Source organism: Thalassovita gelatinovora (genome assembly GCF_001458355.1).
GTDB lineage: Bacteria > Pseudomonadota > Alphaproteobacteria > Rhodobacterales > Rhodobacteraceae > Thalassobius > Thalassobius gelatinovorus.
In genome coordinates, this window is record NZ_CYSA01000028.1 from 15,057 (window position 1) to 38,791 (window position 23,735).

17 protein-coding genes, 1 tRNA gene and 1 pseudogene are annotated in these 23,735 nt (G+C 59.6%); 9 read left to right on the forward strand and 10 right to left on the reverse strand.

Features of this window, described 5'->3' with window-relative positions; all coding sequences use genetic code 11:
- Nucleotides 1–39 precede the first annotated feature (39 nt).
- On the reverse strand, nt 40–915 hold the full coding sequence (locus TG4357_RS17500) for a hypothetical protein (RefSeq protein ID WP_058264212.1): 876 nt from the start codon (nt 913–915) through the stop codon (nt 40–42).
- A gap of 88 nt (nt 916–1,003) precedes the next feature.
- Between TG4357_RS17500 and TG4357_RS17505 the strand changes: the two genes are divergently transcribed.
- The 4 genes from TG4357_RS17505 (at nt 1,004) to ppsA (ending at nt 8,267) form a co-directional block, all read left to right on the forward strand.
- Nucleotides 1,004–2,662: an ABC transporter permease gene (locus TG4357_RS17505; RefSeq protein WP_058264213.1), complete on the forward strand. Its 1,659-nt coding sequence runs from the start codon at nt 1,004–1,006 to the stop codon at nt 2,660–2,662.
- Nucleotides 2,663–2,888: 226 nt separating this feature from the next.
- On the forward strand, nt 2,889–4,490 hold the full coding sequence (locus tag TG4357_RS17510) for an FMN-binding glutamate synthase family protein (protein ID WP_058264214.1): 1,602 nt from the start codon (nt 2,889–2,891) through the stop codon (nt 4,488–4,490).
- A 245-nt stretch (nt 4,491–4,735) separates the two neighbouring features.
- Nucleotides 4,736–5,632, forward strand: coding sequence for a hypothetical protein (locus TG4357_RS17515; RefSeq protein WP_058264215.1), 897 nt, complete (start codon nt 4,736–4,738; stop codon nt 5,630–5,632).
- A 253-nt stretch (nt 5,633–5,885) separates the two neighbouring features.
- Nucleotides 5,886–8,267, forward strand: a complete 2,382-nt coding sequence (gene ppsA / locus TG4357_RS17520) for a phosphoenolpyruvate synthase (RefSeq protein WP_058264216.1) — start codon at nt 5,886–5,888, stop codon at nt 8,265–8,267.
- 993 nt (nt 8,268–9,260) lie between these two features.
- On the opposite strand, the gene TG4357_RS17525 is transcribed toward ppsA, so the two are convergent.
- The 7 genes from TG4357_RS17525 to TG4357_RS17555 form a co-directional block, all read right to left on the reverse strand.
- Nucleotides 9,261–10,208 carry a tyrosine-type recombinase/integrase gene (locus TG4357_RS17525; RefSeq protein WP_082644191.1) on the reverse strand — a complete coding sequence of 316 codons (948 nt, stop codon included), beginning with the start codon at nt 10,206–10,208 and terminating at the stop codon, nt 9,261–9,263.
- 182 nt (nt 10,209–10,390) lie between these two features.
- Nucleotides 10,391–11,194, reverse strand: coding sequence for an MBL fold metallo-hydrolase (locus tag TG4357_RS17530; RefSeq protein ID WP_058264218.1), 804 nt, complete (start codon nt 11,192–11,194; stop codon nt 10,391–10,393).
- Entirely contained in the window at nt 11,194–12,000 is an 807-nt protein-coding gene (locus tag TG4357_RS17535; protein WP_058264219.1) for a TatD family hydrolase, read from the reverse strand. The genes TG4357_RS17530 and TG4357_RS17535 overlap by 1 nt, the downstream gene beginning before the upstream one ends.
- 17 nt (nt 12,001–12,017) lie before the next feature.
- A complete protein-coding gene (locus TG4357_RS17540; protein WP_058264220.1) occupies nt 12,018–13,139 on the reverse strand; it encodes a DNA polymerase III subunit delta' in 1,122 nt (373 codons plus the stop codon).
- A gap of 1 nt (nt 13,140) precedes the next feature.
- Entirely contained in the window at nt 13,141–13,764 is a 624-nt protein-coding gene (tmk, locus tag TG4357_RS17545) for a dTMP kinase (RefSeq protein WP_058264221.1), read from the reverse strand.
- Complete coding sequence (locus TG4357_RS17550; protein WP_082644192.1) at nt 13,761–14,927, reverse strand: D-alanyl-D-alanine carboxypeptidase family protein; 1,167 nt, start codon at nt 14,925–14,927, stop codon at nt 13,761–13,763. Before TG4357_RS17550 ends, tmk begins: the two co-directional genes overlap by 4 nt.
- Nucleotides 14,928–14,949: 22 nt before the next feature.
- Nucleotides 14,950–15,843, reverse strand: coding sequence for an SPOR domain-containing protein (locus TG4357_RS17555; RefSeq protein WP_425329302.1), 894 nt, complete (start codon nt 15,841–15,843; stop codon nt 14,950–14,952).
- A gap of 199 nt (nt 15,844–16,042) precedes the next feature.
- Here TG4357_RS17555 and TG4357_RS17560 point away from each other — a divergent pair.
- The 3 genes and pseudogenes from TG4357_RS17560 (at nt 16,043) to TG4357_RS19875 (ending at nt 18,141) form a co-directional block, all read left to right on the forward strand.
- Nucleotides 16,043–16,132 (forward strand) — tRNA-Ser (locus TG4357_RS17560).
- Between the two features lie 548 nt (nt 16,133–16,680).
- Nucleotides 16,681–17,426: pseudogene (locus TG4357_RS19210) on the forward strand (IS3 family transposase); the annotation flags it as partial.
- Nucleotides 17,427–17,886: 460 nt separating this feature from the next.
- Nucleotides 17,887–18,141: a hypothetical protein gene (locus TG4357_RS19875; protein ID WP_233487563.1), complete on the forward strand. Its 255-nt coding sequence runs from the start codon at nt 17,887–17,889 to the stop codon at nt 18,139–18,141.
- A gap of 160 nt (nt 18,142–18,301) precedes the next feature.
- Here TG4357_RS19875 and TG4357_RS17575 read toward each other — a convergent pair whose 3' ends face one another.
- Nucleotides 18,302–20,896, reverse strand: coding sequence for a hypothetical protein (locus TG4357_RS17575; RefSeq protein WP_058264224.1), 2,595 nt, complete (start codon nt 20,894–20,896; stop codon nt 18,302–18,304).
- A gap of 165 nt (nt 20,897–21,061) precedes the next feature.
- Here TG4357_RS17575 and TG4357_RS17580 point away from each other — a divergent pair, with 165 nt between their 5' ends.
- Nucleotides 21,062–21,760: an SIMPL domain-containing protein gene (locus TG4357_RS17580; protein WP_058264225.1), complete on the forward strand. Its 699-nt coding sequence runs from the start codon at nt 21,062–21,064 to the stop codon at nt 21,758–21,760.
- Between the two features lie 73 nt (nt 21,761–21,833).
- Here the strand turns inward: TG4357_RS17580 and TG4357_RS17585 are convergent, their stop codons facing one another.
- Entirely contained in the window at nt 21,834–23,126 is a 1,293-nt protein-coding gene (locus TG4357_RS17585) for an O-acetylhomoserine aminocarboxypropyltransferase/cysteine synthase family protein (protein ID WP_058264226.1), read from the reverse strand.
- Nucleotides 23,127–23,228: 102 nt separating this feature from the next.
- Here TG4357_RS17585 and TG4357_RS17590 point away from each other — a divergent pair, with 102 nt between their 5' ends.
- The gene (locus TG4357_RS17590; protein WP_058264461.1) at nt 23,229–23,642 is read left to right on the forward strand and encodes a VOC family protein; all 414 of its coding nucleotides are present in this window, start codon (nt 23,229–23,231) and stop codon (nt 23,640–23,642) included.
- The last annotated feature ends 93 nt before the right edge of the window (nt 23,643–23,735 follow it).

Here is a 23,735-nt window from a genome sequence, read left to right on the forward strand (position 1 = left end):
CGCCGTATCGCCGCTCCAGCCCCAAATCGCATTGCCCGCTTAGGGCGCAACCATGGTCACGCCGGGAATGCGCGAAATCTGGAACACGTCCTCGTCGTACAAGTCGGTCAGTTCGTCGACCAGATCATCAGACCAACCGGGCAGATCGACTTCTTCCTCGACCTCGTCCTCGATCACGTATTTGTCCAGAAAGGCCGCGATTACCCGGCGTTTCTGGATTTCGTTCATGTCGGGATGGTCTTTCAGATAGGCGCGGAACCGCTTCATGCCTTCCTTGGACATGATATCGGACAACAAATCGAACCCGCCGATGATCTTGGCGTTATGTTCCAGCCCGGCCAGATCGCGGATCAACTGGGCCCAGATCATCGGGGTGTCTTCGTTGCACCAAATCGTCATCGGCACGTCGGGGGCCTGCAACCTGATCCGGGTGATCAACTCGCTCCATCGGATATCACGCGGATCGGCCCCGGACATGAAATCCAGGAAATCCGCCCCCGGCGACTGGGCAAACACAACCGGCAGAAAAGTCGCGGGATTGCGGATTGCCAGGAACAATTCGACTTGGTCGTCGCTGAACAATTCGCATAACCGGGCCAGCTTGTTTTCGGCCCCGGGATAGATCACACCCTTGTTGATCGCCGCCTTGGGCACCGAGAAAAAGTTTTCGTTCGACAACAGCAACCGGTCCGGCGCTTCACCGTCCACAATCGCATCGATCAGCAATTCGCGTGAATCAGCCGACGGCTGCCCGGTTTCCATCGCGGCGAGCGTATCGCGGATCAACCGGCGATACCTGGATGGGCCCGGCACCGCCACTCCGGTCTTGGAAAGTTCGCCAGCATTTTTCAGCAGGCATTTGATCAGCCTGTCTTCATCGGTGTTATGAGCACCTGCGTGTAATACGACCTGCATGAAGGATCCGTGACGTGGTTCTTGTTTATTTTCTGTACTATAAGGTGTTTTCTGGACAGTTAAACCGGTTTCCGGCAAGAGACGGGATATGAATACCGCCACGAGATCGAATTTTTTCCGCAAACCGCCTCGGCTGCGCGTCAATCCGTGGTCCGCCGGGGCCGTGCTGATTGCTGCGCTGGTGCTGTTGCCGGTCGCGGCGGTGATCTGGATCGCCTTCCATCCCAGCGACAATATCTGGCCGCATATGCTGTCGACCACCTTGCCGCGCTATATGCGCAACACGGTGGTGCTGATGCTGTCGGTCGGGGTGCTGGCGGGCGGGGCGGGCACCGGCGCAGCCTGGTTGATCGCGCGTTACCGGTTTCCGCTGTCGCGCTGGCTGGAATGGCTGCTGCTGCTGCCCTTGGCGATCCCGGCCTATGTCGGGGCCTATGCGCTGGTCGATCTGCTGGAATATGCCGGGCCGGTGCAAACCGGGCTGCGGTCTTTGATGGGATGGCAATCGGCGCGCGATTACTGGTTTCCCGAAATCCGCTCACTGGGGGCGGCGGCGGTGGTACTGTCGGCGGCGCTTTATCCTTATGTCTACTTGTTGGCGCGCACCGCGTTCCGCGAACAATCCGGTTCCACCGAAGAAGTCGCGATGTCGCTTGGGGCAGGGGCCTTTGGCCGGTTCTTCCGGGTCGGTTTGCCGCTGGCCCGCCCCGCCATCGCCGCTGGCATGGCAATCGCGATGATGGAAACGGTCAATGATTTCGGCACTGTCGATTATTTCGCGGTGCAAACCCTGACCGCCGGCATCTTCACCGTCTGGCTGGAAAGCAACAACGCTGGCGGGGCGGCGCAACTGGCCAGCGTGGTGCTGATGCTGGTGATCGTGCTGGTGTCGCTGGAAAAGGTCAGCCGCCGCAAAACCCGCTTCTTTGCGATGTCGAATCGCCACAGGGTGATCGAACGGGCGCAATTGCCGCCGGCGGCGGGGCTGATCGCGATGGCGGCCTGCCTGATCCCGTTCGTGATGGGCTTCGCGCTGCCCGCCGGGGTGATCTTGCGCCATGCATTGGCCAATGCTGAACTCTGGGCCGATCCTGATTTGCTGTCGGCGCTGTGGAACACCGTCGTGGTCGGCGCAATTGCTGCGGTGATGACGGTGTTGGCGGGGGTATTCATGGTTTACGGCGTGCGGCTGTCGGGGCGGACGCTGCCAAGGCTGCTGTTGCCGCTGACCACCATCGGCTATGCCGCGCCCGGCGCGGTGCTGGGGGTTGGCATCCTGATCCCGCTGGCAACGCTGGACAATGCACTGGCCGACGGGATCGAAACCTTGACCGGCTTTGATATCGGGCTGGTGCTGACCGGGTCGGCGGTGGCCTTGGTGCTGGCCTATTGCGTGCGGTTCTTTGCCATCGCGCAAGGGGCGGCGGATGCCGCGATGGGGCGGATTTCGCCCAGCCTGCCGATGGCGGCGCGGTCGCTTGGCCGCAGCCAGGGTCAAGTGTTGGGCCAGATCTATGCGCCGCTGATCCGTGGCTCGGTCGGGTCGGCGCTGCTCTTGGTCTTTGTTGATTGCGTCAAGGAACTGCCCGCCACGCTGTTGCTGCGTCCGTTCAATTTCGACACGCTGGCAACCCGGGTGCATGAACAGGCGTCGCTGGAAAACCTGGGCGATGCGTCCCCGGCGGCGGTTCTGGTGATCGCGGTCGGGCTGGCGGCGGTGGCACTTCTGGCCCGCACCAACCGCTAAGCCGATCAGCTCCGCAAATTTGTGACGTCGCACCCGCTGCAAAGGGTTTCGAATGGATTGTATACGCGCTAGGCTCATGCACGCCGGGGCAGGTCAATTGCGGGGGGAGAAACGCATCATGCCACAACCGCAGCTTGGCTTGCCGTACCAGTTTGGCACGATTGTTGCGGTATGGGGCCATCAGGCGCACCCGGTTTCCCTGAAAATGTAAAGAAGGACGCAGGCGATGGAACGCTATACGGTCTTTGGGCTGGTCATTTTTCTGGCCTTGCTCTCATTGGTCGGAATGATCTTCAGCGGATGGTTCCTGATCCCCTATATCGTGTTTTCGCTGCTGATGATTCTGGGCATTCGCGACGTCGTGCAGCCGCGCCATGCGATTTTGCGCAATTACCCGATCATTGGCCATATGCGGTTCCTGTTCGAAGGCATCCGCCCCGAAATCCGCCAATACCTGATCGAAAGCGATCAGGACGAAGAACCGTTTTCGCGCGACGAACGTTCGCTGATCTATCAGCGCGCCAAGGGGATCGAGGATAAACGCCCCTTTGGGACCAAGCAGCGGGTGTACGATTCCGGTTTCCAGTGGCTGACCCATTCGGTCATGCCGCACCATATCGAAAATCACGATTTCCGCATCAAGGTCGGCGGCCGCGATTGCAAACAACCCTATGACCTGTCGCTCTACAATATCTCGGCAATGAGCTTCGGCGCACTGTCGGCCAACGCGATCCTGGCGCTGAATACCGGGGCCAAGAAGGGCGGCTTTGCCCATGACACCGGCGAAGGCGGCATCAGTCGCTACCACCGGCAAGGCGGCGGCGATCTGATTTATCAGGTCGGATCGGGCTATTTCGGCTGCCGCTCCCCCGATGGCGGCTTCGACCCGGAAAAGTTCAAGCAGCAAGCCGGTGATCCTCAGGTCAAGATGATTGAACTGAAACTCAGCCAAGGCGCCAAACCCGGCCATGGTGGGGTTTTGCCGGCCAAGAAGATCACGCCGGAAATTTCCGAAGCGCGCGGCGTGCCGATGGGAACCGATTGCGTGTCCCCGCCCAGCCACCCGGAATTTTCCACCCCGATCGAAATGTGCGAATTCATCGGCCGTCTGCGCGAACTGTCAGGTGGCAAACCGGTCGGCATCAAGCTGTGCATCGGCCATAGGCGCGAATTCATGTGCATGGTCAAGGCGATGTTGAAAACCGATATCGTGCCCGATTTCATCGTCATCGATGGCAAGGAAGGCGGCACCGGTGCTGCACCGGTGGAATTTGCCGATCGTCTGGGGATGCCCTTGGTCGAAGGGCTGACCTTTGCCCATAACACCCTGCGCGGGGTCGGGTTGCGCGACCGGTTGAAAATCGGCGCGTCGGCCAAGATGGTTTCGGCCTTCGATATCGCGCGGATTCTGGCGCTTGGCGCCGATTGGGCCAATTCGGCGCGCGGCTTCATGTTCTCGATCGGCTGCATTCAGGCCCAGGCCTGCCACACCAACAATTGCCCGGTCGGCGTCGCCACCCAGGACAAGCTGCGGCAAAAGGCGCTCAACGTGACAAGCAAATCCGAACGGGTCTACCGGTTCCATCAAAACACGCTCAAGGCGCTGGCGGAAATGACCGGCGCGGCGGGGCTGGACCATCCCGGTCAGTTTCAGCCGCATCACCTGTTGATGCGCGAAAAATCCCGCGACATGGTCACCGGCGACGAAGTTTACCCCTACCTGCCCGAAGGTTTCCTGCTGCGCGGCGAAGATGTGGGATTTGGCTACATGAAACGCTGGGAACGGGCCCGCGCCGAAAGCTTCGCACCGGTCGATTACATGCCCTGAGCGGCTGCGGCCGGTCCGCCGGGCTCATGGCAACGACCGCTCCCAGCCTCCAATACCGCCGGTCGCGCTCTGTACAGTTCACACGCAGTCAAGTCGGCGCCGACGCGAACCGACGCCCACGAATTTATGAGCAGTCGCGTGCCGATTTAATTTCGCCCTTTACGCGCGCTACATCAGGTTATTTGGCATGGAAAATAGCGTATATATGGACTACTTGTGGGTGGCATACAGTTTCGGACCTTTCAATGACAGAAAACACATTGGTTACAACGGACCGCAAGCCGGTGGGCTGGTATGAAGAGGTAATACCTGTCCGCGGTTGTCGGTTGTCGCTGGAGAATATTAAGGACGTTTATCGCGACCTGCACGCCATCAATAGGAAGTTTGGCGAACAGGTAATTTCGACATTGCAGCGTGAGCCGGACTTGACTGATGAAGAGTGGGAGGAGCGCAAGGCTTTTCTGCTTGACGACGCGTTTTGCCTTACCATCACCGTGAACGGCTTGCGGGATCAGCAGCTTTACGGTGAAACCGCTGCTCTATTTGACGACCCGAACCTTCCGAAACCCATCAAATCCATTTACTTCACCAATGCTAACTCGTTTAAGCGAAATGCCAGCGGCAACGAACCAAGGAACCGCATTTCGGTCTTCTTGGACTTTGGTAAGCCGGAGGTGTTTGACCCGAACCCCTTGGTATCAGCAGCCACCCCAAACGAGGGCAACGTAACGGTCAACGCGGAGGACATTACATTCTTCAACGCCGTTCAGAAGGCTGTTGAGAAGAAGGTGACGACGCACAAAACTTGGTATGGCGCGATTCATCGGAACTTTGCCTATGACATTGGCATGTGGCTTATCGCGCTGCCGGTATCGCTCTACTTCTCTGCCTTTTACATGGATCAGATAATACCGACAGGCGGGAAGTTCGAAGTTTTTCGCTGGCCTCTGTTCATCTACTTTGTTGGCCTTTCTTTAATCCTTTACCGGGCATTGACCGCCTACGCGAAGTGGGCTTTTCCCGTTAACGTCCTCGATGAGAATAAGGATCGCGCGTTGAAACACCGCCTTGCCTTGGGTGGATTTGCGTCTTGGCTGTTCTACATGTTCGCCAGCACGGTATACGGCATCATTGTCGGGTAGATTCTGCACGCCTGTCAGGACCCTGACGCATTCCGTGAGGCATTCCATGCGCCAGATGCTTTAACCGCCGCGCGTGGGCGACCGGGCACTGTAAGACGGCCTGTCCATATCGACTTTGCAAACTCCTCTATCTGCGCATAGCCGCCGTTGGTGCCGCCCCCCTCCTCCCCAAACCAACCTTGATCTCTGTCAAGGCCGCCCCGTCTCGCCCCGGTAGGATGACCACAGTGCCACAAAACTCTGGAGCGATGCGATGCCGACAGATGACGAGGTTCTCTTCTTTGATACGCTGCGCCGCGATGACGTGCCGATTGTCGGCGGCAAGAATGCCTCTCTGGGCGAGATGGTGCAAAAGCTGGGCGCGGCGGGCATTCTGGTGCCGCCGGGATTTGCCAGCACCGCCAACGCCTATCGCCGGTTTTGCCGGGCGAACGGGATCGAGGCGCTGATCCACAGCACGATGGCGGCCTATCGCGAGGGCCGGATGACGCTGCACCAGGCCGGGGACACGATCCGGGCGGCGATCGTGGCGGGGCATTGGCCGGACGCGACCGAGGCGGCGCTGCGCGCGGCCTATGCCGAATTGTCGACGCGGACCGGGCAGGACGACATCGCGGTCGCGGTGCGGTCGAGCGCCACGGCAGAGGACCTGCCGGATGCCAGTTTCGCCGGGCAGCAGGAAACCTATCTGAACGTGCGCGGCGAAGACGATCTGCTGATTGCCTGCCGCAAATGCTATGCGTCGCTGTTCACCGACCGCGCGATCAGCTACCGCGACGCCAAGGGGTTTGACCACATGCAGGTGGCGCTGTCGGTCGGGGTGCAGCAGATGGTGCGATCCGATCTTGGCGGCTCGGGGGTGATGTTTTCGATCGACACCGAAACCGGGTTCGACAAGGTGGTCTTGATCGACGCGGCCTGGGGATTGGGCGAAAACGTGGTGCAGGGGACGGTGACGCCGGACGAATACCAGGTCTACAAGCCGTTTCTGGACCGCGACGGTGTGCGCCCGATCATCGACAAGACGCTGGGCGCCAAGGAAAAGAAGATGATCTATGCGGCGGAGGGGGACGCCGGGCCGGTGCGCAACGTGCCGACCTCGCGGGCCGAACGGGCGCGGTTCGTGCTCAGCGATGACGAGGTGCTGGAGCTGGCGCGCAAGGCCGTCACCATCGAAGAACATTACGGCGTGCCGATGGATATCGAATGGGCCAAGGACGGCAATACCGGGGCGCTGTTCGTGGTGCAGGCGCGGCCCGAAACGGTGCAATCGCGCAGCGGGGCGGCATTGAAGCATTATTCGGTTGGCGAACATGGCGCGACGCTGGTCACCGGGTTGTCGGTGGGTGAACAGGTCGCCAGCGGCCGGGTATGCCTGATCGAGACGGCCGAGGATATCGACCGCTTCGTCGATGGCGCGGTACTGGTCACGTCCACCACCGACCCCGATTGGGTGCCGATCATGAAACGGGCCTCGGCCATCGTGACCGATCATGGCGGCCGCACCAGCCACGCGGCGATTGTCAGCCGCGAATTGGGGGTGCCGGCGCTGGTCGGCTGTGGCGATGCGACCTATCTGCTGCATGACCAGCAGGAAGTCACCGTGAGCTGTGCCGAGGGCGATATCGGCCATGTCTATGATGGCCCGGCAGAGGTGACGGTCGAAGAAATCGACCTGACGGAGGTGGCGCAGACCCGGACCAAGGTGATGCTGAACATGGCCAACCCGGCCACCGCAGCGCGTTGGTGGCGGTTGCCGGCGGATGGGGTCGGATTGGCGCGGATGGAATTCGTCATCGCCAATACGATCCGGGTCCACCCCGAGGCGTTGATCCATTTCGACGATCTGCGCGATGCGGCCGTGCGCGAGGAGATCGAAAAGCTGACCACGGGTTACGCCGACAAGACCGAGTATTTCGTTGACCGGCTGGCGCTGGGTTTGGCCCGGATTGCCGCCGTGGCCTATCCCAACCCGATGATCCTCAGGATGAGCGATTTCAAGACCAACGAATATGCCGACCTGCTGGGCGGGGCGCAGTTTGAACCGACGGAATCCAACCCGATGATCGGCTGGCGCGGCGCGTCGCGCTATTACGATCCGGCCTATCAGCAGGGGTTCGAACTGGAATGCCGGGCGGTGCGGCGGCTGCGCGAACAGATCGGGTTCGACAACGTGATGGTGATGATCCCGTTCTGCCGCACCCCCGAAGAAGCCGACCGGGTGATCACGGTGATGCAGGGCCAAGGGCTGCAACGCGGGGTGCAGGGCTTGCAGACCTATGTGATGTGCGAAATCCCGTCCAATGTGGTGCTGGCGGGGGAATTCGCCAAGCGGTTCGACGGGTTTTCCATCGGGTCGAACGACCTGACCCAGCTGACGCTGGGCATCGACCGCGACAGTGACAAGCTGGCACCGCTGTTCGACGAACGCCACGAGGCGGTGCAATGGATGATCCGCACGGTGATCGAAAAGGCGCATGAGGCGGGCGCTAAAATCGGGCTATGCGGTCAGGCGCCGTCGAATTACCCCGATTTCGCCCGGGTATTGGTCGAGGCCGGGATCGATTCCATATCCGTGGTGCCGGACAGCTTCGTGCAGGTGAAAAAACACGTGGCCGCAGCAGAGGCGGACTAGGCGGGTTAATTGGGCCGGGCTGACATCGGGGTGGTGGTGCTTTGGGTCGGTGTTGTTTTTTTTACGGCAAAGCGGGCCTTCGTGTGTGAAACGGCGAATGACGCGTATCAGCCCTAAACTTGACGGTCGTGCCGGGAACGGCGTGAGCCTTGCCCTATGCAGGAACGGCGGGTTCCGGACCTTCGCTGCGCTTGGAGCCAAGGTCTGCTGAGCGGGACAAACCTGCCGTTCGGGGTAATGGGAAAAATGTCCGCGTCCAAACGCCTTACCAAAAAACTTCCGTTCCCGCGCAGGCCCAGAACTTGATGGATGGGCTGCCGTAGCGCTCGCTCGTCCATGAGCGGCGCTCTCTCCAGCTGCGTCTCCACGTGCTGGGGTCATGATCAGCCCATTCCGCAAAACTTCAGTCTGGGCGAGGGGCTGGATTTGGTGAAGAAGTTGAGCTGCCCCCTGCACAGCATCCTCGAGGCCAATTCTACGCATGGCGTGTGGCGCCCACACAGCAACCCTGCGCGGAAGGTCAGCCCGTTGGCATGCAGATTGAACCGCGCGTAACTGGTCCTTGTTCAGCGGAACTGCGTCGATAGCCGCAACCTTGTCCGCACCGCTTTGAACCTCCAGCCCGAAGACCGCGCCGAGCGCAGTTCTCGCAAGTCGATCCTTCGGCCAAGTCGCAATGGCATCGAGATCACGAGCAGCCCCCGCGGTGAAAGAAGAGTCAGTGGGAAGGAAGAGTGCAGCGCTGTCATAAATCCCTTGAGCCGAAGCATCGAGTTGTGTGGCGAGATCCTCGCCGACAACGCGACCACGTTTCTGGCTGGCAACGGCAATCCTTACCTTCTCCACAAAATTCGCAGCCCGCAGCCCGCAGCCCCAGCCCATCATCCGCGAAGAAAAGCTCTGCGAAGTCATCTCGGTTCCAGCCGCCTGCACGAGCGGCGCTTTTTACCCAATCAGGGTTCACGAGGACATCATCGGCTTCAATCGTAAGGATCAGACGGTTATCCTCTCGGTCCCAGGCTGCCGCGAACATGCCGACGGGCTGAAAAGCGGGAACACCGCCACGTCGTCCGACTGCAATTGGCCAACATGCAAAGCCTCATTGCTCATTGGAACATCGAATGGTTTCGTCAAGCCTCGGCGGCCTTTGACGTTCTCAGCCGGAATTGTCCAGATATTGCCGTCAATCTGTTCGAACTTCAAATTGCGCACGGAAGCGGATCGTACGCCGGTGAGGATCAGCATGCGCAGGGCGAGCTCTACCGCGCAGGTGTCGCCAAGTGTCCTGTAAAAGCTCGGAACCTCAGCCCAATCCATCGCAGGGATATTCCGGCTTTGGGGCGCTGATTTGCCGAGAAGGACCTTAGCTTTCTCGATGATTTGCAGATCGACATCGTGATTCAATGCAACTGCGTGTTGGTAGACGACCATCAAACGGGACAAGGCCTTGCGCGCGCTTTCGTGTCGTTCAATCCAAGCGTTCTGTAGGGTATCTTTAATGTCGTGCTGATCAATCTTGGCAATTGGCATCCTACCTAGCTTGGGCAGGATGTAGAGCCGCAGAGGGCTGAACCATTTGCCGTCTTCACCATTGTTCTTAAGCGTCTTGCGATGCACCTCGTAGGCCGCCACCGCGATGGCGCCAAGAGTGCTTTCTACCCGTCGTAATTTGCCTTGTTCAATCCGCCGCGCTTTGATTGGATCAATTCCATCACGTACCTGTCTGCGGACCTCTTCCGCGAGCAAGCGAGCTTCTCGCAGCGAAACATGCCGCAAGGAGCCGAGGCCCGTTTCCCTGGGCCGCCCCCAAAGCGTAAACCGGAACGTCCATTGCGCACCGCCGTCCTGCCGTTTCACAAGCCATAGCCCGTCACCATCTGCGTATTTTCCAGCGTCCAAACTCTTAACTTCAGCTGCGGTCAACCTCTTTGAATGTCTCAAATTTTATCTACCTCCGTATCCACAAGAAGTTTCAGGGCTTCCCGAAACCTTGTGGGAAGCCGCGCGAACTCTAACCCACTGGGATTAAACCAGCTTTAAAAGGTGTGGGAATTCGCTGGAACTACTGGTACGGAGAATTTACCCTCCGGCGGGCGTATTTTGAGAAACGATGAAAGGCCGGGTCAGTCCTGGACCTGATAGGAAATCGTCATGCCGTCATAAGCGGGGGTGATATGGTCGGGGGTTTCGTCTTTGAGTGTCTGGTAATCGAGATCGATATGCATATTGGTCAAAACCGCGCGGCGCGGCGCGACCTGCGCGATCCAGTCCAGCGATTGTTGCAGATGCGAATGGGTCGGATGCGGCGTGCGGCGCAATGCGTCCAGTACCCAGCAATCCAAGTCCTGTAACACGTCCCAAGCATCGCCTTCGATTTTGACCACATCGGGAAGATAGGCCAGATCGCCAATCCGGAACCCAAGCGCGTCGATCGATCCGTGACCGACTTCGAACGGGGTGAGGGTGATCGCGCCGCCCTTGCCGGAAATGGTGACATCGCCGTCGATCGTGTGCATGTCGAGGATCGGCGGGTAGGGGCTGTCTTCGGGTTGAATGAAGGCATAGCCGAAGCGCGAATAAAGCGCGTTCTGGGTGTCGCCATCGGCCCAGACATTCAGCCGTTTGCGGGTGTTGAACACGATCATGCGCAGATCATCGATCCCGTGGACGTGATCGGCATGCGAATGGGTCCACAAAACCGCGTCAATCTCGCCCACCCCGGCGTCAAGCAGTTGCTGACGCATATCCGGCGTGGTGTCGATCAGAACTGTGGTTTTGCCCGCGTCGCTGATCCGTTCGATCAACATCGAACAGCGGCGGCGCCGGTTCTTCGGGTTTTCCGGGTCGCAATCGCCCCAATGCCCACCCAGGCGCGGCACCCCGCCTGACGATCCGCAGCCCAGAATGGTAAAGCGCAGTTCCGCCATCACGCCACCGCCTTGTAAGCGGCTGCCTTGCTGAACAGGCGGTCGAAATTGGCCTGTGTCTGGGCCGCGAAGATGGAATAGTCGAGGCCGAAAACTTCGGCTCCGACCACGGCGGTATGAACGCTATAGCCCGGTTCATTGCGTTTGCCGCGGAACGGTTTCGGGGCCAGATAGGGGCTGTCGGTTTCCACCAGCACCCGGTCAACCGGGGCGGCGGCGAAAATATCGCGCACATCCTGGCTTTTGGGGAAGGTGGCGATGCCCGACATCGACAGGTAGAACCCCAGATCCAGCGCGGTCTTGGCCAACTCCGGCCCGGACGTGTAGCAATGCATCACGCAGGAAAATGCGCCGTTGCGATGTTCGGCGGTCAGGATATCGGCCATATCGGTATCGGCGTCGCGCGAATGGATGATCAGCGGCAGACCGGTGCGGCGCGCCGCTTCGATATGCACGGCCAAGCTTTGTTTTTGCACCCCGGCACTATCGGCGCTGTAATGATAATCCAGCCCGGTTTCCCCGATCCCGACGAATTTCGGATGCTGGGCCAGTGCCTGCAGGTCTTCCACCGTGGCCATCGGTTCGTCGGCGGCGCTCATCGGGTGGGTGCCTGCGGCATAGAAGACCGGGCCATATTTTTCGGCGATGGCGCGCACTTGCGGTTCCTGCCGAAGCTTGGTGCAGATGGTCACCATGCGGGTGACGCCCGCCGCGATCGCGCGGTCGACCACGGCTTCGCGTTCGTCGTCGAAGTCTGGGAAATCGAGATGGCAGTGGCTATCGGTGATCTGGATGGATTTGGTCATGAAACTCTCGGGCAAGGTCACGCCGCAGCGGTTTTTTGTATCTTGAAAACCGTATCTAGGATCAGCGCGGCAGGGTCAAGGTTGACCGCCCGCCCATGCCGGGTTCGTGACCCGATCTCCTGCGCCAGATCGGCCCAGGCCCGGCCTTTGTGCGGATTGGGGGCAAGCCGTTGCAACAGCGCAGCTTCACCCTGAACCGCTTCTGTCGCGGGGGGCGCCCCGATCGCGCCGGTGCGGGCCAACCGCGCCATCAACAGGTCATTCAGGCTGAACAGCAGGTCCAGCCGGGTTTCCGCGCCCCGCGCTGTCGCCGTCTGGGCAAGCTGTAGCGCACGGGCACGGTCCAGCCGGGGCAGGCTGTCATAAAGACCGATCAGTTCGCGGTAGATTTCCAATCCCTTGAGGTTGAGCAACCGCACCGCTTCACCCACCGACCCAGCAGACAGTTCGGCCAAGGCGTTTGGGTCGGCAATATCCTGCGCCCCGGCCTGTTGCAGCGCCTTGGCCATATCTTCGGGTTGCACCGGAGACAGTCGCAATTCGCGGCACCGCGACCGGATCGTCGGCAGCAGCCTTGAGGGCTGATGGCAGACCAAAAGCAGGGTAGTATTGGCGGGCGGTTCTTCCAGCACTTTGAGCAACGCATTCGCAGCCGAGACGTTCATTTCATCTGCAGCGTCGACGATCACCACCCGGCGGCCACCATCCGCGGCGCTAAGGCCGAAGAAGTTTTTCAGCTTGCGCACTTCGCCAACCAGAATTTCACTGGCCAGCTTGTCGCCCTTTTCATTCGGGCCGCGCCGCAGCAGGAACAACCCCGGTTCGGACCGCGCCTGAATACGGCGTTCGATCGGATGATCGGCCGGGATCGACAGGCTGTCGGGCATGGCTGGAGCGCCGAACAGGCTGTCGCCCTGAATCGGGGGCGTTGTCAGTAAAAATCGCGCAATATGCCAGGCCAGCGTCGCCTTACCCACGCCCTTAGGGCCGGTGATCAGCCAGCCGTGATGCAGCCGCCCGGAATTATAGGCGTCCAGAAACGTGTCTTCGGCCCGTTTCTGACCATAAAGCACGCGGGTTTCGCGCGGGTGCGGTGCGCCTTCGATACGATCGGGATCTGGAAGCAGTTCATCGGCCATGTCAAAGCCGCGCCTTTACCTGTTGCAACACGTCCGCCGCGACGGTGTCGATATCGCGAGCCCCATCGATGGTGAGGAAACGATCGGGGAATTCCTGTGCCAAGGCAAGGAACCCGGCGCGCATTTTCTCTTGCAGGTCTTCCCCGAAGGCTTCGAAGCGCACATCTTTGCCCTGACGCGACAATGCCCGGTCCAGACCGGTGGCCGGGTCCATGTCGATCAGCACGGTCATGTCGGGTTCGCGCCCGATCATCAGCGCGTGCAGTTTGTCGACATCTTCGCGCAGATCGCCGCGGCTGAGCCCCTGATACATCCGTGTGCTGTCGGCAAAACGGTCGCAGATGACGATTTTCCCGGCCTTCAGCGCTGGCTGGATCGTGCGTTCCATGTGATCGCGTCGCGCAGCCGTGAACAGCAGGATTTCGGTTTCCGCCGACCAGCGATCAGGATCGCCCTGCAGTACCAGCGCGCGGATTTCCTCGGCCCCCGGCGATCCGCCGGGTTCGCGGGTCAGGACCACGTCATGCCCCTTGGCCCGCAAGGCTTCGGCCAGCAGACTGGCCTGAGTGGATTTCCCGGACCCGTCGATGCCTTCGAAACTGATAAAGGTTCCGGTTCCGGTCAAGAGCCTTGGGGTCCTTCTTGCAGTCGGTGCAGCAATGTGATGGCAGCCGTTTTCACCCGGGTGACGAAGCCGCCCGCGGCGATATCGCGATCGGCCACAAGGGGAAACGCCGTTTCATCCAGCCCTTCGGGTTTCAGGATTAACTTGGCGATTTCCTGACCCTTGGCGATCGGGGCTTCGATGGGGCTGTTGAAAACCACTTCTGCTTCGACGGCGTCGCCGCCCAGTACCGGCATCAGGGCATACAGATCTTCGGCCGGGGTAAGCCCGACACGGGGCGCACGGCCCATCCAGACATCCGCTTCGGCGATTACTGTTCCGGCCGTGGCGATCGGGCGGAGCGTGAATTGGCGAAAGGCCCAGTTGACGATAGCCTCGGATTCCTCGGCCCTTGCCTTGGCGCTGTCGAGCCCTGAAATCACGAAAACGATGCGTCGATCACCCTGTTTCGCCGAGCCGACAAGCCCGTATCCGGCTTCGGACGTGTGCCCGGTCTTCAACCCGTCGGCGCCGATCCCCAAGCCCAGAAGCGGGTTGCGGTTATGCACGTTCTGCGGTGCGCGACCGTCAAAGGCGAATTCACGTTCGGAAAACAGCGGATAATATTGCGGGAAATCCTTGATCAAACGGGTGGCCAGCAGCGCCAAGTCGCGGGTCGACATCCGATGCCCGGCAGCGGGCCAGCCATTGGAATTGGCAAAGGTCGAATTGGTCATTCCCATTTTCTGTGCCCGCTGGGTCATGTAGCGGGCGAACCCGGCTTCGGTTCCGTCGGGGGAAAGCGCCTCGGCGATCACCACGCAGGCGTCATTTCCCGACAACACGATGATACCGCGCAGCAGGTCTTCGACCCGCACCCGGTCGGTGGTGTCCAAAAACATGGTCGACCCGCCATAGCTCATCGCGTGTTGCGACACCGGAAGCTGTTCATCCAGCGTCAAACGGCCATCGCCCAGGGCTTCGAACGCAACATAAAGCGTCATCAGCTTTGACATCGATGCTGGCGGCAACGGGGTGTCGGCATCCTTGTTCAACAGCACGGTGCCGGTGTTGATATCCAGCACAAAAGCCGAGCGGGCGTTGGTATTGAAGGCCGCAACCGGCAGCGCCAGCATCAGCACCGCCAGAAATGCGCTTAGAACAGTTCGGATCAGGCCAAACATCCAGGTCCTCTTAATCGGTTGATCAATTGCTGACGGCATAAGCGTCGGTGAAACCACTCTTCTTGATTTGGTCCAGCAACGCGCTGCGTTCAGAATCGGTTGTTGCCGGCCCGACCAGCACCCGCCAATAGGTTTTACCCTTGAGGCTGGCTTTCTTGACCGTCGGGATCATGCCCGAACGTTTCATCGTCGCGGCGGCGTTCTGGGCATTTTCTTCGACCGAAAAGATGCCGATCTGCAAATAAGGCTTGGACAGTTTTGACACCTTCGCCGTTGGCTTTGGCGCCGGTTTCGGGGTCGGCGCCGCCGCCGGGCGCGCAGGTGTTTCTTTCGCTTCGGCCTTGTCGATGGCGGCCCCCGCCACGCTGACCGGGTCCAACGGTTTGGATTCGATCTCGGCAGGGGCGGACATGGCTTCGGGATCGCTGTCAGGCGCCGTCTGTTCTTCGGCCACTTCTTCGCGGCGCAGGGCGGTCACGCTGAGTTCGACCGGCTTGCCAGCCAACATGCTCATCGCGGCTGCCGCGTCCGACGAAACCTGAAACCGCGGCCCGGGAATTTCGCGTTCGCGCCGGAACAGCGCGCCGATGACGAATTTTCCATTGGCTTCATTGCGGATGATCACCCGTTCGGGATCCGTCACATCGGGATGCGCCACCCAGACGCCGCCCAGCGATGGCCGTCCGTCCCAAAGTCCGGCTTCGGTTTTCTGAAACACCTCCGGTGCTTCGATATCGCGCTCGATCAGCTTGACCGACCGGGCCGGGGTCGCGTCGGCTTCGGCCTGGGGTTTCTTCTGAAACAGGTTGAAATTCGCGCCGTCCTCGCAACCGCTCAGCCCGATGGCCAGTCCGGCAATCACAAGTCCCTGTTTCAGGCGGGTGAAATTCATTTCTCGATCAGTCATCAAGACCATATCCGTCTCTCGCCTTTTTCCCCGCGCCCAAACGACCATTCGCCGGTTTTCCGGTCTGACTTCATGGTCGGCGGCGCATACCTCAAGCGAAGCTTAACCGCAACTTCGCCACAAGGAAAGCAAATGGAACCCGGTCGGCGGATTTTCCCCGCCAAGAAGCCTTTCAGAATCAATACGACCTGTTTACATCGGTCGGGTCGGAGGAGTGGCAGAGTGGTTGAATGCACCGGTCTTGAAAACCGACGTAGGTGAAAGTCTACCGTGGGTTCGAATCCCACCTCCTCCGCCACTTGCCTTATGTTCTTGTTTTTCAGGTGCTTAGGTGGGGTTTACCACCTACGCTTACCACCTACGCATACCACCTAAATCTTGAAGACCTGAGATGGCTGTCAGTTGCCTTGGGTTTGGTGGCTTGGCTGAGGCCAGAACCGACCAGCTACGGCAATGGATGAACAAGGTCGCTCTCTGAAGCCAAAAAGGGTGGGGCTTGGGCTTTTAGTTTCCCTTGGATTCTGAGGTGAAAACCGGGGTCTGCCTTATTTCGCCTCTATGTTCTGGAGGGGCCCCACAAGACAACTTAGCGATTGCATGACTTCTATACATGGTGAACCATGAGGATGAGGCAAACATCTCGATTTTGAGGTGAGGCTCGTTCTTGCCAAACCGGAGGTGGAAATGAAGATGGTTTATAAGTTATTTGATTTTTATAAGTAAACTCATTTTGTTCCTGTTGGTCTTGCTACCTATTAATCCTCCATCCTTTTCAAGGAGTGACCTGCCCCCCACAAAATCCCTCACTTTAATGTAGAGTCTGCTCAATCTTGAAGGAGCAGACGAATGCGAAAGAGCCGTTTTACCGAGGCGCAGATAATCGGGATGATCAAGGAGCAAGAGGCTGGCATGCCGACGGCTGAGGTGTGTCGTAGACACGGCCTCAGCCCTGCGACGTTCTACAAGTTCAAGTCCAAGTATGGCGGCATGGAAGTGTCGGATGCTGCCAAGTTGAAAGCGCTGGAGGACGAGAATGCCAAACTCAAGCGCCTGCTGGCTGATACCATGCTGGACAACGTCGTGCTGAAGGATTTGCTGGGAAAGAACTGACGACATTGACCAAGCGGCGAGAGGCGGCGCTCAGGGCGATGCGGGATCATGACATCTCGCAGCGCCGGGCTTGCCGGCTTGTCGGTGTCGACCCAAAGACGGTCCGGCGCGAACGCCCGTCGGATTGCCCCGAAGTCCGCAAGGCGATGAAAGAGATCGCTGAAAAGCGGCGCCGGTTCGGTTATCGCCGGATCGGCATTCTCCTGGAACGCAAGGGGATGACGATGAACCACAAGAAGCTCTATCGTATCTACCGCGAGGAGGGGCTCTCAGTGAAGCGGAGACGAGGGCGTAAACGAGCCCGTGGATCGCGCACACCGATGCCAGCAGCTGCGCACCCAAACGCACGTTGGTCGTTGGACTTTCTGTCCGATAGCTTTGGTGCGTCACGCAAGTTCCGCATTTTGGCGGTGATCGACGATTGCTGTCGCGAAAATCTATGTCTAATGGCCGACACGAGCATCTCGGGCGCGCGGGTGGCAGATCGGAGAAGATTTGCGTATCCAGCAGATCGGGCGACTTGTCCTTCAAAGTTGATCTCAGCGCACTGATCAGCTCATCCGACATGCGCTTTTCGTTGATGTCGTTGAACCGGAAGGCCACCCTGACCTCAAGAGCCTGGCAGATGTTCTTGAGGACAAGCTCCAGTAGCTTGCGTAGGTCATTGGTAACGTCTTCCTTGCCCTTCTTCTGTTCGATGATTTCTTTCAGCGTCGCGGGGCTGTTTTCGAGAAGGATGCCATTTGCACCGTCTGACCGGACCTCATGAAAAATCCAGCCATGCTGCCCCATCTCCCTCTTGATAATGTCGAACCAGATATTCTCGTGCGTTAGGATGATAATTTGCCAATCGGAGAACTCGTCGCGCAAAAGACGTAAGAGCCTGCGCCGATGCGATGTATCGAAGCTTGTGACGATATCGTCCAGCACTAAGAACTTGGCGTGCTTGTTGAAAATGCGAGCGTTGGCGAGGAACAGCACCACGCCAAGACTATTCAGATGACTTTCGCTCAAATATTTTCGTGGCGGCTGGGTCTCCTTGCCATGGAAGGTGTACTGGAACTCGACACCTTCATCGCCGACCATAGTCAGGCGCACTTTGTCCACGCTCTCTTTGGGATGAAGCGCCGTGTAGAATTTCCCGACATCATCGCTGATGGTATCCAGCACGGCTTGCCTTATAAGCAGCAGCTTTAAGTCCCCAAGTCCCCGTTCTCCCCCAACGGGGCAATCTGTACTCTTTCCCGCTGCAAATTGTACAAATGCCCACAAAAAACGATACAGAGCCTATCTGTCCGGCCCGGCCGGAAACGGCCGCTCTGACCCGTCCGGGGGCAGGGGCGGTGGTGCCGGGGGCTTAGCCGCGGGGCATTTTCAGGGTGACGGTGCGGCCCGATTTTACATAGCTCAATTCGTCGTCGCCGATCGCCGCGACCTTGCCGCCGTCGATCCGGTCGCCGACCTGCACCTTCTTGTAGCGGCCATTCGACAGCCGCACCAATGCGCGTCGGTCGCGGGTCTGACCATAGACGCCTATCAGGTTGATTTTACGCAGGTTTATCTGATTTTTCACGGTCGCTTGACGGGCCACCGACGCCTTGCTAGGCAGGCTGGGCTGGACCGTCTGCGGTTTGAAAATGGCCCCGGTGGCTGGTTGCGTCTCCGTCGGTTCGCTGCGTTTGACGATGGCCGCGAACTCCGCCGGCCGGCCTTTCGGTTTCAACGAGGCCAGCACCGCCTGTTCGGTCGGCGCCTCCTCCACCTCGGCTTCGGCAATCGCCTGCGCGCTCTCCGGCCGCACCTTCGGCCGCAACCCCGCCAGCTCGCTCCGCGTGCGCCCCCCAAGGTTGCTGCGTTCGGTCTGTTCGATCAGGTCTTCGGGGCGCGGTTTCGGCCGGACCGCGGCCAGACGGGTGGTTTCAGGCTGGCTCAGCGCGCCCTGATCTTCTTGCCGTTCGGGCCATTTCGGCGGCACGGCAGGGGGCGCACCGGAATAGATCAATACCCCCTCGGGCGACATCGCGCCGTCCTTGCTGGGCTTGACCAACCCGCGTTCATCGAAATCGAAACGGGTCCCGGCCGCAACCGGATTGGCGCGTTCAGACGGCGCGGTGTCGGTCAACACCCGCGTTGGATCGGGCAGGGCGACCGCGTCAAAAGCCAAGACCGGATGGTCGATCGACGCGACATAAAGATCGTCCAGCGCCGATTCCGGCGGTACGGAAGGCTGATCCGGTGCGCTTTGCCAAATGCCGCTGGTGGCATAGCGTTCTTCGGTTTCCTGCGGTGTCGGCGGGCGCAACAAATCGGGATCAGCCTGAGGCTCATCGCCGGTTTGCAGCACCGGATCTGTGTCGGGCGCAGGCCTGAGGGCCGCTTCGCCGTCCTGTGGCTCGGTCGAGGCCGTCGCCGGGGTGCCGGCTTCGGCCAGTTCCTCTTCGGTCGCGCCTTCGGTGGGCAGACCCTCGGCAATGGTTTCTGGCGCGCCGGGGCTGAACAGGGACGAAAGACCACCACCGAGCGAAACCCAGCCGGTCACGATCACCAGCCCGATCAGTAAAACCGCGCTCAGCATCAGGCCCAGATAGCGCGGCTTTACTGTCCGGTCACCCCCTTCGCGGGCCCCGAACAGCGTCAACCGTTCCGCTTCGTTGGCCGGTGCGGTGGCGAGGGGAGGCGCGGCGGGAAGGCTGTAGGCCTCGGGCGTTTGCGCCACGTCGTCATTCGGATCGTCGGAGGGTCTGTCGGTGTTGAATAACGGCAGGCCGGTACCGCGCGCAGGGGCTTGCGGCTCGGTCGGGCGCAGGCTGTCGCCGAGGTTAAGCATCGCTGCTTCGGGATCGTCCGGGCGGATATCTGCCACCGGGATCGGCTTGGGCGATTTCGGTTGTTCCGGGTCCTGAGAGTGGTCGTTCTGAGACCCGCGCTTGTAGCCGCGTAGAGGAGCTGTTGCGCCGTCCATTTCAACCCGTTGGGTGCGAACAGTCGAAAAGGACGCCACCGGCTGATCAGGTTCATGTGGTTTCGATGTCGACGATTCGGGTGCGCCCGGGGTCTTGGGATCGGGCGGGACGATGCCTTCGGGGGCAGGAAGGTCATCAAACCCGGATGAAGCGGTTGGCTTGGGCTCTGCCTGTGAACGCGCGTTCATCAGATCTTCTTCTTCCGGCGTCAGCGGCATCGCCGGGCCCATCTCGGCTTCGGCTAGCCGGGCGGCGGCTTCGTAATCTTCGGGTTCGTCGGGGGCGTCGATTATGTTGGGCGCTTTGACAACAAGCGGCGGCGTTACATCTTTGTGGGCTTCAAGAACGTCGAAACTTGGCACCCCGATTTCCTCGATCAAGGGCGTTTCCTTGGCCGGCTCTGGTTCCGGTGCGGAGTTCGATTCGGGTTTCGGGTCCGGAAAACCGGCCAAACCAACCAATTTGATCGGGTCTTTATCCGGCGTTACCGGGCCGCCGAAAAGTTCGGTCGCGATATGGGTGCCGCCAAAAAATGGCTCGCCGACAAAGGTGCCGTTGGGTGGCTGAGCAACGAAGCTGACCGGATTAAATTGGTGTTCATGGGCGAAAGCTTCGGCTTCTGCCAAGGTTTCGCGGGCCACAGCGGCAACATAAAGCTGACCATCTTGTTCCGACCAATCAACCGCCAATTCGTTCAGCGCATAGGGTGTGGCCCCGTCGATTGCCTTATGCGCCAATGCTTCAAACTTGTCTGGCGTGGTGCCCTGCGTTGGAACGGCCAGATATTTGATCTGATCTTCGGGCAGCACCAGCTTGACGCTCAACCCGTCAGGATCAAGCTGAACCGCAGATTCCCGCAACGCGGTCAGCGCCCGGGGCATGTCTTCGGCGTCGAAAGGGACATTCCCAACAAGGTGCCAGCCTGTCGGCACACGATGCAACAGGCCAAGTCCTTCAGACGAAAGCGTTAAAGCAAAGTTCGGCGTCATGGCTTCGCTTTATCATCCTCTCCCCACTTGCGGGAGTCCTGTTACAACCTTGGCAGATATTAAGGCAGCTTCCCGCTCAGGGGAAGAGAAAGCCGAAATATCCACTTGTTACAATGGTAAACTGCCCCAAACTGTTCGCGGAATTGAGTTCGAGGAGATCCTTACATGAAACCCTTAACGACCATTAGCAGCATCGTTCTAGCCGTGGCGTTGCTGCCGCTTCCGGTGCTGGCCGAAAATGCGGTTCGCAAGATCACCGTGACCGGCGACGCCCGGATTGCCGTCGAACCGGATATGGCGATGGTTTCGCTGGGTGTAAAACAGCGCGCGAAGACGGCCGAGGCGGCGATGAACCAGACATCGCAGATCGTGGCGCAGATGGTCGAGCGCTTGAAGGTGCAAGGCATTGCCACGCGCGATTTGCAGACCAATGAGCTGTCGCTCTACCAGGTCGACCGGCGCTCCAGCAGTGGCGAACGTGAACCGGACGGTTTCGAAGCCAGCAATATGGTGCAGGTGCGGGTGCGCGATCTCGAAAAGCTTGGGGCGTTGCTGAACGCGGTGCTGGAAGACGGGGCGAACCAGTTCAACGGGTTGACTTTCGGATTGAAAACGCCCGGTCCGGTACGCGATCAGGCGCGCCGGGATGCTGTGGCCGAAGCGCTGCGTAAGGCGGCGATTTTGGCCGATGCCGCCGGGGTGGACCTGGGGCCGGTGCTGAACATTGTCGAAGCTGGTGGCAATGATGGGGTGATGCCGATGATGATGGCCACGCAACGCGCTGCCCCGGTACCGGTCGCACAAGGCGAAATAGACATCCGCGAAAGCGTGACGCTGGTGATTTCGCTAAAAGACCGGGATTGATTTTGTGCAGATTTGCGCCCGTCCCTGAGAACGGGCGCAAAGAGCAATGTTTCAATATCAGCCGCCGCTTGGGTCAGGTCGAAGCCTTTTCCAGCGCTTGGCCAAGATCGCGGATCAGATCGTCGGAATCTTCGATTCCGATGGAAATTCGCACTACGTTGGGGCCTGCCCCAGCTGCGATTTGCTGTTGTTCGGACAGTTGGCGGTGGGTGGTGCTGGCGGGGTGAATGACCAGTGACCGGGTATCGCCCAGATTGGCGACATGGCTGAACAGGTCCAGGCTTTCCACGAATTTCACACAAGCATCATAGCCGCCCTTCAACGCCACCGTGAACAACCCGCCGGTCCCCTTGGGGAACAACGCATTTGCGCGTTCATGGTAGGGGGAGCTTTCCAGCCCAGCATAGGTCACCGCTTCGACATGCGGGTTGGATTCCAGCCATTCGGCCACGGTCTGGGCATTCTGGCAGTGCCGTTCCATCCGCAATGACAGGGTTTCGATCCCCATCAAGGTATAGTGCGCTGCCTGCGGATTCAGTGTCATGCCAAGATCGCGCAAACCGATGGCAATACCATGGAAGGTGAAGGCCAAAGGCCCGAAGGTTTCATGGAATTTCAGCCCGTGATAGGCGGGTTCGGGTTCGGAAAGCGACGGGAATTTGCCGCTGGCGGACCAGTCGAAATTGCCCGAATCAACCACCACGCCACCGGTGACGGTGCCGTTGCCGGTCAGGTATTTGGTCATCGAATGCACCACCAGAGTAGCGCCGAGTTCGATCGGGCGGCACAGGTAAGGCGTGGCCGAGGTGTTATCGACGATCAGCGGCAGTCCTGCTTTGTTGGCAATCGCTGCAACCGCCGGAATGTCGGTGACGTAACCGCCGGGATTGGCGATTGATTCGCAGAAAATCGCGCGTGTATCGTCGTTGATTGCCGCTTCGATGGCGGCGGTATCTTCGAAATCGACGAATGTCGCCGACCAGCCGAAGCGCTTGATCGTCTGACTGAACTGGGTGATCGAACCACCGTAAAGTCGGGTCGAAACCACCACGTTCAATCCCGGTGCCATCAGCGGAAACAGCGCCATGAGTTGCGCCGCGTGGCCCGAAGAACAGCAAACCGCACCGACCCCGCCTTCCATCGTTGCCACCCGTTCTTGCAATACCGCAACGGTGGGGTTGGTCAGGCGCGAATATATGTAACCGACTTCTTGTAGGTTGAACAACGCAGCGGCATGTTCGGCATCGCGGAACACATAGGCGGTGGTCTGGTAAATCGGTGTCTGTCGCGCACCGGTGGCCGGATCGGGGCGGCTGCCGGCGTGTATCTGCAGGGTGTCAAAACCATAGCTGGGGGTGTCGGTCATGGGGTCTACTCCTCCTTGGAAATCCGTTTTGGGCTGTGCTTCGTCATTGGATAGGGCATAGAGATGTGGCTCACAACTATTCTGATGACGAAAGGTCAATCGATGCGCTCTGTCTTCCATCTTGCCTATAACGTGTCCGATCTGGATCAGGCCCGCGCCTTTTATGGCGACCTGCTGGGTGCGAAAGAGGGGCGCAGCACTGAAACCTGGGTGGATTTCAATTTCTTTGGCCATCAGATCAGCCTGCATCTGGGCACACCGTTTGCAACCTCTGACACCGGCAAGGTGGGCGATCATATGGTGCCTATGCCGCATCTGGGCGTGGTTCTGGAATTGCCACAATGGCAGCAATTGGCGCATCGGTTGCAGGCGGCAGAGGTGGCCTTCGTGATCCCGCCTTCGGTACGATTCCAAGGCGAACCGGGCGAACAATGGACGATGTTTTTCCGCGATCCGTCGGGCAACCCGATCGAAATCAAGGGATTTGCCGATTTCGACCGGATTTTTGCCAGCTGAGACACAGCTAAATACGATCCGTTTCTTGCGCCCGGTTTCGTATCGGAAGCCGGGTTTCATCCACTGCAGCCGGGGCATTCAAAGCACATGGTT

Bases quoted from the DNA above. Each gene is read 5' to 3' on its own strand.
- TG4357_RS17585 (WP_058264226.1), bottom strand. From the start codon at position 23,126: ATGACCGACACCCCCAGCTATGGTTTTGACACCCTGCAGATACACGCC.
- TG4357_RS17510 (WP_058264214.1), top strand. From the start codon at position 2,889: ATGGAACGCTATACGGTCTTTGGGCTGGTCATTTTTCTGGCCTTGCTC.
- TG4357_RS17555 (WP_425329302.1), bottom strand. From the start codon at position 15,843: ATGGTCTTGATGACTGATCGAGAAATGAATTTCACCCGCCTGAAACAG.
- ppsA (WP_058264216.1), top strand. From the start codon at position 5,886: ATGCCGACAGATGACGAGGTTCTCTTCTTTGATACGCTGCGCCGCGAT.
- TG4357_RS17515 (WP_058264215.1), top strand. From the start codon at position 4,736: ATGACAGAAAACACATTGGTTACAACGGACCGCAAGCCGGTGGGCTGG.
- TG4357_RS17505 (WP_058264213.1), top strand. From the start codon at position 1,004: ATGAATACCGCCACGAGATCGAATTTTTTCCGCAAACCGCCTCGGCTG.
- TG4357_RS17575 (WP_058264224.1), bottom strand. From the start codon at position 20,896: ATGACGCCGAACTTTGCTTTAACGCTTTCGTCTGAAGGACTTGGCCTG.
- TG4357_RS17535 (WP_058264219.1), bottom strand. From the start codon at position 12,000: ATGACCAAATCCATCCAGATCACCGATAGCCACTGCCATCTCGATTTC.
- TG4357_RS17540 (WP_058264220.1), bottom strand. From the start codon at position 13,139: ATGGCCGATGAACTGCTTCCAGATCCCGATCGTATCGAAGGCGCACCG.
- TG4357_RS17590 (WP_058264461.1), top strand. From the start codon at position 23,229: ATGCGCTCTGTCTTCCATCTTGCCTATAACGTGTCCGATCTGGATCAG.
- TG4357_RS17550 (WP_082644192.1), bottom strand. From the start codon at position 14,927: ATGTTTGGCCTGATCCGAACTGTTCTAAGCGCATTTCTGGCGGTGCTG.
- TG4357_RS17580 (WP_058264225.1), top strand. From the start codon at position 21,062: ATGAAACCCTTAACGACCATTAGCAGCATCGTTCTAGCCGTGGCGTTG.
- TG4357_RS17530 (WP_058264218.1), bottom strand. From the start codon at position 11,194: ATGGCGGAACTGCGCTTTACCATTCTGGGCTGCGGATCGTCAGGCGGG.
- TG4357_RS17500 (WP_058264212.1), bottom strand. From the start codon at position 915: ATGCAGGTCGTATTACACGCAGGTGCTCATAACACCGATGAAGACAGG.